General features: G+C 61.9%; 14 protein-coding genes. 3 read left to right on the top strand and 11 right to left on the bottom strand.

Translation table 11 applies throughout. The features are described 5' to 3' along the window. Positions 1–87: 87 nt before the first annotated feature. The 7 genes from ABYB95_RS04845 to ABYB95_RS04815 form a co-directional block, all read right to left on the bottom strand. Positions 88–1,122, bottom strand: coding sequence for a FemAB family XrtA/PEP-CTERM system-associated protein (locus ABYB95_RS04845; protein ID WP_372657332.1), 1,035 nt, complete (start codon positions 1,120–1,122; stop codon positions 88–90). Positions 1,123–1,132: 10 nt separating this feature from the next. Further along, on the bottom strand, positions 1,133–1,996 hold the full coding sequence (locus ABYB95_RS04840) for an XrtA system polysaccharide deacetylase (protein ID WP_372657330.1): 864 nt from the start codon (positions 1,994–1,996) through the stop codon (positions 1,133–1,135). 11 nt (positions 1,997–2,007) lie between these two features. Beyond that, positions 2,008–3,126 (bottom strand): XrtA/PEP-CTERM system-associated ATPase, encoded by a 1,119-nt coding sequence (locus ABYB95_RS04835; RefSeq protein ID WP_372657329.1) that lies wholly within the window; start codon positions 3,124–3,126, stop codon positions 2,008–2,010. A gap of 3 nt (positions 3,127–3,129) precedes the next feature. Continuing rightward, positions 3,130–4,767: a TIGR03016 family PEP-CTERM system-associated outer membrane protein gene (locus tag ABYB95_RS04830; RefSeq protein ID WP_372657328.1), complete on the bottom strand. Its 1,638-nt coding sequence runs from the start codon at positions 4,765–4,767 to the stop codon at positions 3,130–3,132. Further along, positions 4,724–5,617, bottom strand: a complete 894-nt coding sequence (locus tag ABYB95_RS04825; protein WP_372657326.1) for an XrtA-associated tyrosine autokinase — start codon at positions 5,615–5,617, stop codon at positions 4,724–4,726. Before ABYB95_RS04825 ends, ABYB95_RS04830 begins: the two co-directional genes overlap by 44 nt. A 2-nt stretch (positions 5,618–5,619) precedes the next feature. After that, entirely contained in the window at positions 5,620–7,182 is a 1,563-nt protein-coding gene (locus tag ABYB95_RS04820; RefSeq protein ID WP_372657325.1) for an XrtA system polysaccharide chain length determinant, read from the bottom strand. 78 nt (positions 7,183–7,260) lie between these two features. Continuing rightward, positions 7,261–7,812, bottom strand: coding sequence for an XrtA/PEP-CTERM system exopolysaccharide export protein (locus tag ABYB95_RS04815; protein WP_372657331.1), 552 nt, complete (start codon positions 7,810–7,812; stop codon positions 7,261–7,263). Positions 7,813–8,209: 397 nt separating this feature from the next. On the opposite strand from ABYB95_RS04815, the gene ABYB95_RS04810 reads away from it, so the two are divergent. The 3 genes from ABYB95_RS04810 to rsxB all read left to right on the top strand — a co-directional run bounded on the left by ABYB95_RS04810 (position 8,210) and on the right by rsxB (position 12,048). Continuing rightward, positions 8,210–9,406, top strand: a complete 1,197-nt coding sequence (locus tag ABYB95_RS04810; RefSeq protein WP_372657324.1) for an amino acid aminotransferase — start codon at positions 8,210–8,212, stop codon at positions 9,404–9,406. A 342-nt stretch (positions 9,407–9,748) separates the two neighbouring features. Continuing rightward, complete coding sequence (phaZ, locus tag ABYB95_RS04805; protein ID WP_372657323.1) at positions 9,749–11,341, top strand: polyhydroxyalkanoate depolymerase; 1,593 nt, start codon at positions 9,749–9,751, stop codon at positions 11,339–11,341. A 47-nt stretch (positions 11,342–11,388) separates the two neighbouring features. Next, on the top strand, positions 11,389–12,048 hold the full coding sequence (gene rsxB, locus ABYB95_RS04800) for an electron transport complex subunit RsxB (RefSeq protein WP_372657322.1): 660 nt from the start codon (positions 11,389–11,391) through the stop codon (positions 12,046–12,048). Positions 12,049–12,099: 51 nt separating this feature from the next. Here rsxB and ABYB95_RS04795 read toward each other — a convergent pair whose 3' ends face one another. The 4 genes from ABYB95_RS04795 to bioB all read right to left on the bottom strand — a co-directional run bounded on the left by ABYB95_RS04795 (position 12,100) and on the right by bioB (position 16,570). Then, on the bottom strand, positions 12,100–14,415 hold the full coding sequence (locus ABYB95_RS04795; protein WP_372657321.1) for a methyl-accepting chemotaxis protein: 2,316 nt from the start codon (positions 14,413–14,415) through the stop codon (positions 12,100–12,102). An 80-nt stretch (positions 14,416–14,495) separates the two neighbouring features. After that, positions 14,496–14,834, bottom strand: a complete 339-nt coding sequence (locus ABYB95_RS04790; protein WP_372657320.1) for a hypothetical protein — start codon at positions 14,832–14,834, stop codon at positions 14,496–14,498. 183 nt (positions 14,835–15,017) lie between these two features. Next, complete coding sequence (locus ABYB95_RS04785; RefSeq protein ID WP_372657319.1) at positions 15,018–15,509, bottom strand: VOC family protein; 492 nt, start codon at positions 15,507–15,509, stop codon at positions 15,018–15,020. Beyond that, a complete protein-coding gene (gene bioB / locus ABYB95_RS04780; protein WP_372657318.1) occupies positions 15,506–16,570 on the bottom strand; it encodes a biotin synthase BioB in 1,065 nt (354 codons plus the stop codon). Before bioB ends, ABYB95_RS04785 begins: the two co-directional genes overlap by 4 nt. Positions 16,571–16,647: the final 77 nt, after the last annotated feature.

Here is a 16,647-nt window from a genome sequence, read left to right as displayed (position 1 = left end):
GGTAGGAGCGTACCTTGTCGCCCTTGTTCGGCGGGTACGGCAGGCGGTGCACCAGGTACAGGATATTGGCCATGGGTCGCTATGGCCTTATCCGAGGTGGCGAACGATGTGCGGACCCAACCAGTTTGCCAACGCCAGTGGCATGCGGCGCCAGGTGGCGATGAGCAGTTTGTATTTGGCGTTCGACGGGTTGTTCTGCGGAATGGCCTCGCGCTGGTAGAGCTGGTATTCGTAATGCAGCGGTGTGGGTTCGAAGCCCCAGTTTTTTTTGAAGGCGTAGGAACCGGTGCCCTGCTTGCTGCGGCCGTAGTCGAACACCTGCAGGCCGCGCCCACAGGCACGGCGCATCAGTTCCCAGTACTTGAAGTCGTTGGCGGCCAGATCGCGCGCCGCTTCGTCGTCGCCGGCGTAATACGGCAACACCTCGTCGCGAAAGTAAAAGCTCATCACGCTGCTCACGGGCCGCCCATCGGGCGCGCAAACCGTCAAGACTTCGCAGTCGGCTCCGAAGGTGTCCATCAAGGCCTGGAAGTAGCGCCGCGACATGGCCGGGGTGCCGTGGCGGTGCACATTGTCGGCATAGAGCGCAAAGAAGCGCTGGGCGTTGCTGTCGATCTCGGCACTCAAACCGTTCTTGATACCCTTGCGCACCATGGCCCGCTGCTTGCGCGGGATCGCCAACATGTTCGCCTCTTCGGTGGGCAGAATGGGCTTGCGGAACGTGACGTACAGGTCTTGCAAGGGCCAGTCTTCGTGCCGCCGCTGGACGTTGCGCAGCTCCAGATGCTGCACACCCAGCGTCTGCGCCAGGCGCTGTGCTTCCGCCTCCAGTGCGTTGGCGGCCTCGTTGTTCAAGGTCGCCACGCCGCCATACACGGCGAACGGCAGACCGGTGAGCGCGTGCCCAAACAGCCGGCTCTTCACCTGGCCCAGCGGCAACACGCCCAGGATTTCGCCGCCGGCCTCGGCGTACAGAAAATACGTGCGGTGGCGAAACACCTCGCGGATGATGCGCTGCCAGCCCGCACGGTGAAAAAACGTCGCCTGCGGGCAGGCCATGACAAAAGCCTCCCAGCGGGCAACCTGTTCGGGCTGGCTGTCGTCCAGCAGATGGATGCGAATCCCGGCGCTTTCAGCCAATGGCCACCTCGCTGGCCCGAGGCTTCAGGAAAATCTGGTCCATGCGGCCCCATTGAAAATCTTGCAACAGACGCACCAGGCGGCGCTCGGTGCGCCCGATGTTCACGTAGTGCCGGAACCGCGTCTTGAGGCCAATGCCCGGTACGCGGGGTTGTTCCGGATCGATCTCCCAGGGATGGAAATAAAAGATGGCCGACTGGCCATCGCGCTGGTTGACCTGCTGCAGCATCCACCGGGATAGCGCATAGGGAAACAAGCGGAAATAGCCGCCTCCGCTGGAGGGCAGATTGCGGTTGAACACGCGCAAGGTCGAAGGCGGTACTTCCAGCAGGCCTTCGCGTACGCTGTGCACAAAGCGTGGAGCATCCGGCATGCCGTAGTGGTCGTGTTGGACCGGATAAATACTGGAGCTGTACTTGTAGCCAGCCCGCAAGAGCGTGTCCAAGGCCCACAGGTTCTGCGCACCAATGGAAAAACTGGGCGCCCGGTAGCCGGTCACGGGTTCGGCAGAAAGCTCTTCCAATATCGCCTTGGCGCGCGAAATATCTTCGAAAAAAGCGGGTTCGGACAGGTCGCTCACGCGCTGGTGACCATAGCCGTGGCTGGCCAGTTCGTGCCCTTCGCGCACGATGCGCCGAACCATGTCGGGATAACGTTCAGCCACCCAGCCCAAGGTGAAGAAAGTGGCGCGCGTTTGGTGTTCGGCCAGCAGATCCAGGATGCGGTGGATGTTGCGCTCGACCCGACATTCACGCTGGTCCCAATCGGCGCGGTCGATATAAGGCGCGAAAGCCGATACCTGGAAGTAGTCCTCGACGTCGATGGTCAAGGCATTGGTGATGGTCGTGTTGGGCATGCCAGTCTTCATCAACGCCGCGCACCATCGTTGCGCGACCGCCGCCCTGCACCCACCATCCTCTTCATCAAGCCCAACAACTCCAGCGTCGCCCGTTCCTGGCGCAACACGCTGCGCTCGATGCGCAACAAGCGCGCGCTCAGTTGCTCGGCGGACATGCGGCCCAAGTGCTCGAGAATGTCGTCGCCCAGCGCCGCCTCCAGCTCTTTGTCGTCGCCCGACCACTCCGCACCCGCGCCATCGGACTCCTTGCCGCCCTGAGACTCCCCGTCCAGCGCCACCGGAGGTGCGCCCGGCGAACTGCCGGGGGACACGAACTCGGATTCGGCCTGGATTTCCTGCGCCACCTCGTCCAGCGAGGCCAGGGAAAAATGCGTGACCTCGGCCAGAAACCCTTGCAACAACAAGCGATCGCACAAGGTGTTGATGCGGCGAGGGATACCACCGGAGTGGCGAAAAATCGCCTCGAACACCGCCGGGTCAAAACTGGGTTTGTCCACCGCGCCCGCGCATTTCAGCCGGTGCTCGATGTAGGAGCGCGTGTCTTCTTCGTCCAGTGGTCCGAGATGGCAGCGGGCGGTGACGCGCTGGCGCAGTTGCAGCATCCTCGGACCTTGCAAGATCTCGCGGAATTCGGGCTGCCCCACCAAAAAAGTCTGCAGCAGCGCCTGGTCGTCGAACTGAAAGTTGGAGAGCATGCGCAGCTCTTCGACCGCCTGGGGTTGCAGGTTCTGCGCCTCATCCACGATCAGCAAGCAGCGCTTGTTCTGCGTGGTCTGGGTGATGAAAAAAGCTTCCAGCGCCATCAGCATGTCGGCCTTGGATGTGCCACGCACCGAGACGCCAAAGGCGGCACACACCAGCTTGAGCGCGTCTTCTGCGCCCAACTGGGTGCTGACCAGGTTGGCCGCCACCACGCTGTTGGTGTCCAGGCTTTCCAGCAAGTCGCGCACGATCGTGGTTTTGCCCGCCCCCACCTCGCCCGTGATGACAATGAAACCCTCGCCACGCATGACGCCGTACACCAGGTACGAACGCGCGCGCCGATGGGGCTTGCTGCTGTAATAAAACTTTGGGTCGGGATTGAGCTGAAAGGGTTTGCTCGTGAGCCCGTAAAACGCTTCGTACATGGATCAGAACCGGTGGGTGATAACCCCTGTGATCGAGGTGACCTTGTAGGGATTCATGGTGCCGCTGAACACTTCGTGCAGCAGTTGCACGCTGCCACTGGTTCGCAGTCCCAGCTGGGTGGTAACGCCGAAGGTCAGCGTTTTCAAAGAGTTGCCCAAGGCCGCGTTGGTACTGGCGATCTTGATGCCGTTGATCGAAGCGTTGAACGACGTCAAGGGCGTGAGGCGGTGCGCATACAAGACGCTCCAGCCCCGCTGCTGGATGCTGGAGCTGACGTCGAAACTGTCGGACCCGGGATTGAACAGGGTATCCACCCGCCGCGAGTTGTTGCGGAACAGCACGAAAGTGAGCACGCCACGCGTGCCTTGCAAGAGCACCGACAACTGCTGGTTGCGCTCCAACGTGGCCGAAGAAGTGAGGTAGCGCTGGTACAGCTCGGCCCGTGACGGCAGGCCCAGGCGCAACAGCTCGGACTCCACCAGTTGCGCGCGCTTGATCGGGTCGGGCTCCAGCGAACTGAACAGGGAATCCACCAAATCGTAGTAGGAACCCAGCACCGGCAACGCATCTTCCAGGGCGTTGCTCACCACGCCTTTGCTGTCGGTGTAACGCCAGACGGTGCGAGCGGTCCTGTGCTCGAGCTCGATGTCGTGTCCATTGCCAAAGAAGCGCTTTTCCAGACCCACCGACATGCGTGTCCGGTCAGACGGCCGCCACTCCAGATTGAGCTCCGTCGTGCGGTACGACTGCTTGGCCAAAGTGAGCTGGTCGTTCGACTCCGTGCCCACCAACAGCGACCCGGTCAACTGCGAGGTAAACGGAAAGATCAGCCCCACCTTGAAAGCGCTGGATGCGGTGTCGCGTCCGAGCGAATAGTCGTACTTCTGCTGGCTGGCGTCGAAAGACCAACCCATCAGCTGGCCGGGGTTGCGGTCCACCACATGAAAATTCCAGCCATTGCTGGTGAAGTCGGAACGGCTGGCGGTGTCGGTTGACACGCTCTGCATCGCATAGCGCAATTCGTATTCTGCACTGCCCGCCACCCCCCGGTAATACGGGGAGAAGCGGAACAACGAGGTCTGCGACTTGTTGCCGTTTTGCGTGCTCCCCGTCGAATGGGGATCAAAAGGCGAAATCGAGAGCTGGTCGACCAGGCCACGCAAGTCGATGAAACCGTGATCGTCCAGCGCCTCCACAGTGGCATTGCCATCCAGTGTGTGTTGAAGACCATTCGCATACGTGTGCTGGGTGTAAAACCGGCCAGCCAGTGAGTAGTCCACCGAACCCTTGATGCGCGGTAGGTTCATGTAGGCACGAACACCCGGCGAAATTTCCGTGACCTGTTCGCTGCGCGCGTAGGGGCTCCCCACCGGGCTGTTGTTGGTCAAGGTTTGCGACAGAGACACCCGGGGTGAGATCCAGAACCCAGACCTGTTTTCGTCCACGCCGCCGCCGTCTCCCGACTCTTGCGCCCATGCCGAAGACACCAGCGAAGAAGCCAACAAGAACAAAGGCGCCACGACACTGGATCGCGTTGCTGGACCTCGACGTCTGCGGCGGTGTGTCGTTTTCACTTGTTTCTCCCGTTTGCAGCGGTCATGCCACCTGCCTTTGCCCACCGTCGGTGGACGGATTTCCATAGCCGTAGCCATACCCGTACGCGGCCTGGTCACCGCCACGCGCCTGGTTCAACACCATCAGCTTGACCGGACAGGATTCGATGGTGGTCAAGGCATGGCGCACCTGCGACTGCAAGGTTTTTTCGGCCTGCACCACAAACACGATCTGGCCCATGTGGGAGGCCAGCACGCGCGACTCGGTGGTCAGCAGCAAGGGCGGCGAATCAAAAATGATGATGCGGTCGGCGTAACGCCGGCCCATGTCGGCCACCAATGTGCTCATGGCGTCGCTGGCCAGCAGTTCGGTTGCGCGCTGGTGCGGCGTGCCACTGGGCAGCAGGCTCAACTTGTCGATGTTGGTGCGCAGCAGCGTATCCGAGACCTCGATCTTGTCGTCAAGCAGCAGATCGAGAAGACCGGGGCTGGGTGGCAGCCCCAGTGAGTTCATGACGGATGGACGGGCCACGTCCGCATCCACCAGCAAGACCGTGTAGTCCAACTCGGTGGCGATGCTCATGGCCAGATTGATGGCGGTGAAGCTTTTCCCCTCACCCGCCATGGCGCTGGTGACCATGATCAGGTTGCCATTGGGCACCAGGGCGGCGGATTTGCCCGCAGCATTGGCCAGCAGGGGCCGCTTGATCACGCGGAACTGCTCCGCCACAGCGGATTTGGGCGAATTGGGTGTCACAAAACCAGCTGCCAACAGCGCGTTCAAGTCCAGATGAACCGACTTGGACACCGCCTCAGGCATGTGTTTGGACGCGCTCGGCTTTTCCGCACGGGGTTCGTCACCCGGCACGGGCATATCGGCGCCGGCTTGGCGCAACTGCTCCAGGCGCAAAGCCGCTTTTTCAATCAGACTGCTCATGGCTACCCTATAGATCCAGACCGGTAAGACAAGGCCGCCATGCCGACCACGAACACGGCAATGAGCGCCACCACCGATGCCAAAAAGCGCTTGAGGCTACGCGACTCCCTTTTCCGCAAGGCGTCGTTCTCCACCAGCGTGACCAGCCCCAGCAAAGGCAGTCCGGTGACTTCGCGCAAAGTGCTCGCATCAAAGAAAACCGGCCGCATCTGGCTGAGCAGGAAAGAAAAGCCCAGCCCAGCACCCAGTGCTGCGATCAAAGCCAGAGGCAGCAGCAAGACGCGGTTGGGCGCCACCGCCTTGGGGCCTACCCGGGGTGGATCGATGACGCGGAAATCGGCCAGGCTGGACGCGTTGCCCAGCTCGCCACTCATCACCACCGACTCTCGGCGGGACACCAGGTCCTCGTAGTTCTTGCGGTGGATGTCGTAGTCCCGGTTCAGTTGCGCAAGTTCGGCTTCCACCTGGGGTGCCAATTTCAATTGTTCGCGTGCACGCGCCACCCGGTTTTCGTATTCAGCGACCCGGGCGCGCAAGGAGGCCACCTGGACGTCGGCCGCCGAGAACACGCGGCTGAACTCCAGAATCGCAGGGCTGGACTGCACAGACGCCACCACCGGCGCCGACTGTGCTGCGCGCGTGAGCTCAGCGACCTCGCGGCGCTTTTGCTCTTCCAGGTTGCGGATCAGGCGCTGCGTGTTGATGACGTCGGGATGCTGCTCGGTAAAGCGCTGAAGCAAGGCATCCAGGCTTCGCTTCAGGGCATCTATACGGGCATCGAGGTCGGGCGTGGCAATCTTGCCGCTGGCGTCCACCGGCACCGAACGCATCTGCGTGCGCGCCTCCTCCAACTGGCGCCGCGCGGCCTCTCTTGCGCTCTCGGCCTCGCGCAATTCGAGGCGTGCCTGGTTGAGCGTGGCCGACACCTCGGCCATCCGGCCCGCCATGTCCAGGCCGCCCTTGGCCTGCAACTCGATGTTGCGCAGCCGGAAATCCTTGAGCCGGGATTCCGCTTCGGTCAGCTTGTTTTCGTAGTTCTTGATCTGCTCTTCGATGAAGTTGCGGGCCGAATCCGAATCCTTGCGCGAGTCCCCCAAACTGGACTCCACAAAAATGGTCAGCAGCGACTGCACTACCTTCAACGAACGCTGCGGGCTGGTGTCGCGGTAGGTCAGGGTGTAGAGATTGTCGCGCCCGGCCGACTTGATCTGCAACGCGCGGGTCACGCCCTCGATCAACGCGTCCTGCTCGGGCTTGGACCGGGCCGCCATATCCAGGTCGGACATGCGGATCAGCTTCTCCACCGTCGGCCGGCTGATCAGCGTCCGGCTGAGCATGTTGACCTGCTGCTCAACGTCGGGCTGGATGGCCAGTCCCGACATCAGCGGTCGCAGAATGGACTGGGTATCCACATACACGCGTGCAGTGGCTTCGTAGCGATCGGGAATCAGGAGCACAGCAACTGCACCCACACCCGCGACCAGCCACGCGACCAATACCCCCAGGCGGCGGTATTTCCACATGCCGCGGATCATGCTGGATATCTGATGGATAAGGTCGTGCATGCGGTCAGCGTAAAGTTCAAAAGAAGACAGCTGTCCGGCAAGGACCGGACAGCTGGATTCGGGGAAAAACCGGCGAGATTAAAACCAGCCTTGCGGAATGATGAGCACATCCCCCGGCAGCATTTCGACGTTGGCGGTGATGTCGCCGCCTTTGAGCAGATCACGCAAGCGCACGCTGTAGCGCTTGTTGCCGTCGGCGGCGCGCACGATCGTGGCTTTGTTGCCGTCGGCAAAATCGGTCAGACCGCCGACTGCGATCATCACGTCCATGACCGTCATTTTTTGTTTGTAGGGCAGGAACTGGGGCTTGGCGGCTTCACCGACCACCCGGATCTGTTCGCTGTAAGGGCCGACAAACTGGGTGACGATGACCGTCACAACTGGATCGCGCACAAATTTGCCCAGCACCTTCTCCAGCTCACGCGCGATGTCGGAGGATGTCTTGCCCTGCGCGACCAACTCGTCAACCAGGGGTGTGGACACCTTGCCATCGGGCCGCACGGGAACCGTCAAAGACAGCTCCGGGTTGCGCCACACAATGATATTGAGCGTATCCCCAGGACCTACAAGGTACTTGTAGTCGGCGGTGGAAGCCACGAGCGGCGCCGGCGGCTCGGCGGACCGCCCCATGGCGCAGGCCGACAAACCCAGAACCAAGGCGACCGACACGGCGGTACCTGCGACCGAGCGTAGAAATTTGAACAAAAGTGTCATAGAGCTTCTCCTGCAGTAACCAATGATGTGAACGATTCGCCGTTGATCGGGGCCAATATAACCGAGTGTGTTTACAGAGCCGTAGACAAACAGAGGACGGCACCCCTTGAAACGGGGATCGTGCACGCCGCAAAGCCGTCCCTGTTTCTGTTGCACTTGATTACAAGATGGATTGCACGTCCTGTCCAGTGAACAGCCGCTTTGTATCCACGTAACGCGAAAAAGCCCACAAAAAGCTGCCGCTTGGCGGGGGTCGCGCAAGCGGCCCGGTAAAATGCCGAACTTCCCTGACGCCAACCATAGGAAAGCCTGTATGTCGCTCTTTTCCGCCGTCGAAATGGCTGCTCGCGACCCGATTCTGGGTCTGAACGAACAATTTGCTGCCGACGCCCGCCCGAACAAAGTCAATCTCGGTGTCGGTGTGTACTTCGACGACAACGGCAAGCTGCCGCTGCTGCAATGCGTGCAAGCCGCAGAAAAAACCATGATGGAGAAGCCTTCGGCCCGCGGTTACCTGCCCATCGATGGCATTGCCGCCTACGATGCGGCCGTCAAAGGTCTGGTGTTTGGCGCAGCGAGCGAGCCCGTCACATCCAACCGTGTCGCCACGGTACAAGCCATTGGCGGCACTGGTGGCTTGAAGATCGGGGCCGATTTCCTCAAGCGACTCAACCCGACCGCCCAGGTGCTGATCTCCGATCCCAGCTGGGAAAACCACCGCGCCCTGTTCACCAATGCGGGGTTTGTGGTGAACAGCTATGCCTACTACGACGCGGCTCAGCGCGGCGTGAATTTTGACGGCATGCTGGCCAGCCTGAATGCTGCTCCTGCGGGCACCATCGTGGTTCTGCACGCCTGCTGCCACAACCCGACCGGTTATGACATCACCGCCGCTCAATGGGACCAGGTGGTCGAGGTGGTCAAGCAGCGCCAGCTGACCCCGTTCCTCGACATGGCCTACCAGGGCTTTGGCCACGGCATCGCCGAAGATGGCGCCGTGATCGGCAAATTCGTGGCCGCCGGCCTCACCTTTTTTGTCTCCACCTCGTTCTCCAAGAGCTTCAGCCTGTACGGCGAGCGCGTGGGTGCGCTGTCGGTGCTGTGTGCCAGCCAGGAAGAAGCCAACCGGGTGCTGTCGCAACTCAAGATCGTGATCCGCACCAATTACTCCAACCCGCCTATCCATGGCGGCGCGGTGGTCGCTGCGGTGCTGAACAACCCGGAATTGCGCGGCCTGTGGGAAAAAGAACTGGGCGAGATGCGTGTGCGCATCAAGGCCATGCGGCAAAAGTTGGTGGATGGCCTCAAGGCGGCCGGCGTGCAACAAGACATGGGCTTCATCACCAGCCAGATCGGCATGTTCAGCTATTCGGGTCTGTCCAAGGACCAGATGGTGCGTCTGCGTGACGAATTTGGCGTTTACGGCACCGACACCGGGCGCATGTGCGTGGCCGCTCTCAACAGCAAAAACATCGACTACGTCTGTAAAGCGATCGCCCAAGTAGCCTGAGGTCACCCGGCCCGGTTTTCGTGCACGAGGCCGCCAGCGGCGCCTCGTGTAGACGGGCCGGTGTTCGAAAACCGGCGGCAGTCTGGCGCAGCCGCCCGCTTTTATGAGCGCCTTGCCCTGTGCGCCCAGGGCGGATAGGCATCGCCAGATGCGCAACAGAGCCATCCCGCACGCCCACGTGCCGCCGCCTTCAAGCGATCGAGCCCGGTAAAAAGCCGTCCAATCGGGCGCTAAATCCCCGCACAAAACACCTGAGATTCCCGGAGAATTAGGGGCTTCTACCGGCACAGCTTGCACGGCAAGCTGTTATATTGCACTGCAACATAACTGAATTGACTGCTCATGCTCTACCAGATTTACGAAACCCAACGCTCCATCATGGAGCCGTTCTCGGACCTGGCTGAAATCGCGGCCAAGCTGTACAGCAACCCGCTCTCGCCGCTGGGCCAACTACCGATGGCACAGCGCATTTCGGCTGGCTACGACCTGATGCACCGTTTGGGTAAAGACTATGTCAAACCCGAATTTGGCATCCGCACGGTCGACGTCAAAGGGGTGGACGTGGCGATCCATGAGCGGGTCGAAATCGACAAGCCTTTTTGCGAATTGCGCCGGTTCAAGCGTTTTTCTGACGACACCAACACGCTGTCCAGCCTCAAGGGCCAGCCCGTCGTCCTGATCGTGGCGCCCCTCTCCGGGCACTACTCGACGCTGTTGCGCGACACGGTGCGCACCATGTTGAGCGACCACAAGGTCTACATCACCGATTGGAAAAATGCCCGCCTGGTGCCGCTCTCGGAAGGCGCATTCCACCTGGACGACTATGTCAACTACGTGCAGGAATTCATCCGTTACCTGCAAAAAGGCTACGGCAACTGCCACGTGCTGAGCGTCTGCCAGCCCACCGTGCCGGTGCTGGCCGCCATCTCGCTGATGGCCAGCCGGGGCGAGACCACCCCCCTCACCATGACCATGATGGGAGGCCCGATCGACGCCCGCAAATCGCCCACCGCCGTGAACGATCTGGCGGTTGAACGCAGCCACAGCTGGTTCGAAAACAACGTCATCTACCGGGTGCCAGACAGTTTTCCTGGCGCTGGACGCCGCGTCTATCCCGGCTTTCTGCAGCACTCGGGTTTCATTGCCATGAACCCCGATCGGCACGCCGACAGCCACTACGACTACTTTCAGAACCTGATCAAGGGCGACGACTCCGGTGCCGAAAGCCACCGCAAGTTTTACGACGAGTACAACGCGGTACTCGACATGGACGCCGATTACTACCTGGACACGATCAAGACGGTGTTCCAAGAATTCAATCTGGTGCACGGCACCTGGGATGTGAAGAACGAAAAGGGCAAGATCGAACGCGTTTGCCCGGCCGACATCAGCACCACCGCCATGCTCACGGTAGAGGGTGAATTCGATGACATCTCGGGCGCCGGTCAGTCCAAGGCCGCTCACAACCTGTGCAAGAACATTGGCGCGGACAAACTCGAACACCTCGAAGTGAAAGGTGCCGGACACTACGGCATTTTCAGCGGTCGCCGCTGGCGCGAGGTGGTGTATCCAGTGCTGAAGACCTTCATCCGCAAATACCAGCCCAAGGTCGCCAAGGCCGTGGTGAACACCGCACCGACCGCAGCGGTGCAAGCACCTACCACCGCGACGCAGGCGGGCGCGGCATCTCAGCCCACCCAGGCCAAAACCACGACCAAACCCGTGGCCAAGACCGCGTCCAGGGCCAGCGCCAAGGCATCGGTGGTGTCTAAGGCGCCAACCGTGAGCACGACGACTACCGCGAAAAAGACCAGCGCCAAGACCGCAAAGGCTGCGCCCGCCCCAGCCGCAGCGCGAACGGAACAGGCTCCGGCTGCCCCTCGTGCGGTCAAGAGCGCCGCCAAGACCAAACCCACGCCGACGTCCAAGGCTTGAAGCCTGCGCGACCGCTGGCGGCTCAGGCACCCGGTCTATCATCGGGCATGACTCCGCTGGCCCGCCAGATCGATGACGCGCTGCCACAGACGCAGTGCACCCGTTGTGGTTACCCCGACTGCGCCAGTTACGCGCAGGCGGTGGCGGCGGACGAAGCGGGCATCAACCAGTGTCCGCCTGGAGGCGCCGAAGGCATTTCGCGCCTGGCGGCCATCACCGGCAAATCCGTCATCCCCTTGAATCCGGTCAACGGCCAAGAAGGCCCGTTGACCGTGGCCGTGATCGACGAAAACTGGTGCATAGGCTGCACCCTGTGCATCGCCGCGTGCCCGACCGACGCCATCGTTGGCAGCAACAAACGCATGCACACCGTGGTGGAAACCTATTGCACCGGATGTGAGCTCTGCTTGCCGGCGTGCCCGGTGGATTGCATCCAGCTGGAGCCGGTGGGTCAAGGCACGGGCTGGCAAGCCTGGTCACAGCCCCTGGCGCTGCAGGCCCAAACGCGCTACCGCGCGCGCACCGAGCGCTTGGCCCGCGAACATCTGGCAAACGACAAGCGCCTGGAAGACAAGGCCCGTCTCAAATTGGCCGATCTCGCCAGCCACTCCCAATTGACCGACGGCGCTGCGCTGGACAAGAAGCGCGCCGTGATCGAAGCTGCGCTGGCGCGTGCCCGGTCCAAGCGCGCACAAGAACAGTCCTGATTTCGCTGCCGCCCTCGCTTCGCCCGACGCACGGACGGGCGCTCAGGCGGTCTATTTGGTGATCACGGACTTGTAGACGCCGCAGCCGATATAGAACTTGTCCACCTTCACCACATACGACATCTTGGCCTGGATCGCCCCGGTGAGCGGATTGGCGATGTCGTACTCCACCCAGCCCGGTTCGACCTCTGCCTGCGCAACGATGGCGTCGTGCAAGGCTTGGCCGTCCACACCCGCGATGTCTTGCACCCGCGTACCCACTTTTTCGGGCTTGCCACCAAAGGCGCAATAGACGCCGCTGCGGTCCAGGGCGAACACGTACATGTCGCGGTCGTAAAAACCTTTCTCAGGATCGGTCAGGTCGCGCACAAACGACGCTGGGCCGAATTGTTCCCGGTGTTGCAGCGCACGCTCCACCAGCTCCATGGCCTCTTCGGCCGTGCCCTGCTGCAAAACGAAAGACGACACCGCCTTGGACAGATTGGCGGCCCGGCTCTCCAGCTGGTTGGCCTGGATCACCGCCCGCTCCACCATGTGAGCGTTGCGCTGTGTGATCTCATCGAGTTGGCTCACCGCCGTTGAAATCTGGCTCAGGCCGGCGCTTTGTTCGGCACTGGCCAAGGAAATCAGCGACATGTTGTCGGCCACCCCGCGCACGCCGGTGACGATTTGTGTGATGTTGCTGCCGACCGCGCGGATCTTGGTGACGCTGGCCTCCACCTGTTCGGTCGAGGCTTCGATCAGTTGGCGAATTTCCCGTGCTGATGCGGCGGAGCGCTGGGCAAGCGAACGCACTTCACTGGCCACAACCGCAAAACCGCGGCCCTGCTCGCCCGCTCGGGCCGCTTCCACCGCCGCGTTCAAGGCCAGGATATTGGTCTGGAAAGCCAGGCTGTCGATGACGCCAATGATTTCGTTCATCTGTTGCGCGCTTTTCTGGATCACCTCCACCGATGTCACGGCATGCCCCATGTTCCTCGCACCGGCCTCGGCCACGTCGCGCACACCAGCGGCCTGGGTGTCCGAATCGCCCGCCGTGCCTGCGTTCTGCCGCACGGTCTGCGACAACTGCTGCACGCTGGCGGCGGTTTCCCTCAGGTTGCTGGCCTGCATGTCGGTCCGGTCCGCCAGATCGCGGTTGCCCAAGGCCAGGCTTTTGCCCGCATGCGCCACCAAAGCCGAGTTGCTGCGCACCTCGGCCACCATGGCAGAAAGACTGGCTGTCATGCGTTCTTGCAAGGTCGCCAACTCCGCCACCTCGTCTGAGCCCCGTATGGTGGGGTGCGCGCGCAAATTGCCCGCGGCCGTCATGCGCATCACCGAAAGCACTTTGCGCAGATCGATGATGAAGCTCTTGTAGAACGCCCACATGAAGTAGAGCAGCAAGCTCAAACTCAGCACGGTAATGCCCAGCGCCATCCAGCGCAGGCGCTCGATGTATTGAATCCGTTGGTCAATCAGCTGGCCCATGCGTGCGTGCACGTTGGCGTTGTACGCGTGGATGGTGGTCAGCGCTTCGGTGCCCACGCCAAAAAATGCCTGCGCGCTCATGCTCTTGGGGTTATCGAATGCACCCAGGGCACGCTGCACGAAATCGCGGCTGGCCGCCAGGGCCTGCTCTTCCTGCAGGTCGACTTGTCCGAATGCCTTGGAAAAGCCCAGAGCATAGGCCACGTCATCGGTCTTGACCGCCAGGGCCTCGATTTGCTGGCGCACGCGGCCCACCGTTTCTGGCAACGGCTCGGGCAAACTGAGTTGACCCGCTCCGACACCGCGCACGTTCGCGATTTGCTCCATCCAGTCGAGTGTTCGCGAAACCGCCATGTCAACCAAAAAATAGGTGGCAGGATCGGGATCAAACAGGAGGTGGGAGCGCTCGCCCAAGCGGTAGACGAAATGCCGCAAATCGCTGACCAGGCGGGAATGGAGCGCAAAGCCTTCGGTGGCGCTCAGCTTCTCGGTCTCACCGAGCTGGCTCAAACGCGCCTGCAGGCCCCGCCACTCCTGGTTCAAATCCGGGTCACGCCGCTCGGCAAGCAATCTCGTGGTGCTCGCGATCGACTGGCTGAGCTCGTCTCGCGAGCGGTTCAACGCGGGGCGCACCGCATCGGCTCCCGACAGCAGCATATTGGTTTGCCCTCGGTGCACTTGCACATGCTTGACCACCTGCGTCAGCTGCCCGATGAGCTCGATACCGCCAGCCTCGCTGCGGGCGGTCGCGATTTCGCTGCCCAGCCGCTGCTGCAGCACGGCGCACACGACGACCAAGGGCACCAGAATGAAGAATGCCATCAGCCCCAGCTTGGTCGGCAGACGCAGGCGGCGCATGAGCAGCATGCCCGGCGACAATAAATTCAAACGGGCCATACCGTGAGGCTCCTGGAATAGGGGATATTGGGGATATATCGGTCGGCCTGCTGGGAGATTGAATGTGAATATCGAGACATTCAGTGCAAGGCCAGCACGCCCGCTCGCTGGGGCTCAAAGTGCCGAAAAAGCACCGTTGACAAGGCGCGCAGACCCTCGTCGTTCAGGTTCTGCCCGTGCACCAGTTGCTGCAAGGCGTAGCGGCGGTCGCACAACATCAGGGTGCGGCTGATGCACATGCCGTGAGCGGCCATGCGCAGTCCAAAGTTTTCCAGCAAGTCCTCGGGCCAGGCGATGGCCAGTTGCCGTTCGCGCCAGCTGGGTTTGCGTTGCGCCCAACGCACATCCTCCTCGGACATCAAGGCATGGGCTTCCAGGGCCTGTTGCCTGGTCGTTGGGGGCTTGGTGACGGGGTTCATCGCGCACTCCTGCTGTGGGCTTGGGGCTGGTCAACGCAGGCCATGATTGGCCAGTGCAGACAGCTTACGGGCTTACAGCAGCAGGCAAATGCGCAAACAGCGCGAGAAAAGCGGCGTTGCTCGGTGCATCAGAGGTCGTGCGGCAGGGACTGCACGCACTGTGATCCCAAGAGCAAACGGGGTCTAACTGGGCTGCAGCGCCAGACGGCCGAACGCGCTCACCACTTCGGGCGGCGCCTGCACCAGTTCGAGCAACACCCCTTCGCCGGCGATGGGGAATTCTTCGTTGGCCTTGGGATGCAGGAAGGTGATGTCAAACCCCGCCGCCCCCTTGCGAATGCCGCCCGGGGCGAAGCGCACGCCTTGCGCCGTGAGCCATTCGACGGCCTTGGGCAAATCGTCGATCCACAAGCCGATGTGGTTCAGCGGCGTGGTGTGCACCGCGGGCTTTTTGTCCATGTCCAGCGGCTGCATCAGATCGACTTCGACCTTGAAAGGGCCGCTGCCGATCGCACAAATGTCTTCGTCCACGTTCTCGCGCTCGCTGCGGAACGTACCGGTGACCTCCAGGCCCAGCATCTCCACCCAGAGCTTTTGCAAGCGCTGCTTGTCGGGCCCGCCAATGGCCACCTGCTGGATACCCAGCACCTTGAAGGGGCGATCGCTGCCACTCATGCGCACGCGGTCTCAAGGGTACTGGTGTTGGACGGCGTGGCGCTCACCGCCCGCGCCCGCAAACCCAGCTTGTTCAACAAGTTCAAGTCGGCGTCGGCGTCGGGGTTGCCGGTCACCAGCAGCTTGTCGCCGTAAAAAATCGAATTGGCACCGGCCAGAAAACACAAGGCCTGCACCGCCTCACCGAGTTGCTGGCGTCCCGCCGAGAGACGCACCCGCGCTTTCGGCATGGTGATGCGGGCGACAGCGATGACGCGCACAAAGTCCAGCGGATCGATGGGGGGCGCGTCGGCCAGCGGCGTGCCGGGCACGCGCACCAGGCTGTTGATCGGCACCGATTCGGGATACGGATTCAAGTTGGCCAGTTGGGCAATCAGACCCGCACGGTCCACCGGCGACTCGCCCATGCCTACGATGCCGCCGCAGCACACGCTGATGCCGGCCTGGCGCACGCTTTTCAGCGTATCGAGCCGGTCCTGGTAGGTACGGGTGTCGACCACCTGGCCGTAGTACTCAGAAGAGGTGTCCAGGTTGTGGTTGTAGTAGTCCAGCCCGGCCGCCTTGAGCTGTTCGGCGTGGTGCGGCTCCAGCATGCCCAGCGTGGCGCAGGTCTGCAGACCCAGACCTTTCACCGCTTCGATCAGCTTGGCCACCTTGACCACATCGCGGTCTTTGGGCGCGCGCCAGGCGGCCCCCATGCAAAAGCGCGTGGCCCCGGCGTCTTTGGCGGCCTGGGCGGCGTGCACCACCTCGTCCACTTCCATCAGCTTTTGCGCCGTCACGCCGGTGTCGTACTGCGCCGCCTGCGGGCAATAGCCGCAGTTCTCCGGACAGCCCCCGGTTTTCACCGACAGCAACGTGGCCAGTTCGATATCGCCTTCGGGAAAGTGTTCGCGGTGCACGGTCTGGGCACGGTGCAGCAAATCCATGAAGGGCAGATCCAGCAAGGCCTGCACCTCGGCAACAGCCCATGCACCGTCTGCTTCGGGCACCGCGGGCCGCCGTACCGCGATGGTTTGGGACGCGTGTGTAGAAGTGGGGGACATGGCAACAGAACTCATACAAACTCCAGAATGATTTGGTCCACGCTCAGAGACGCGCCCTTGACCGCAGCGACCGATTTGACCACACCGTCGTG

The organism is Hydrogenophaga sp. (genome assembly GCF_041633695.1).
Lineage (GTDB): Bacteria > Pseudomonadota > Gammaproteobacteria > Burkholderiales > Burkholderiaceae_C > Hydrogenophaga.
The sequence above is the reverse complement of the archived record's forward strand: the minus strand, read 5'-3'. Positions and strand labels throughout refer to the sequence as shown.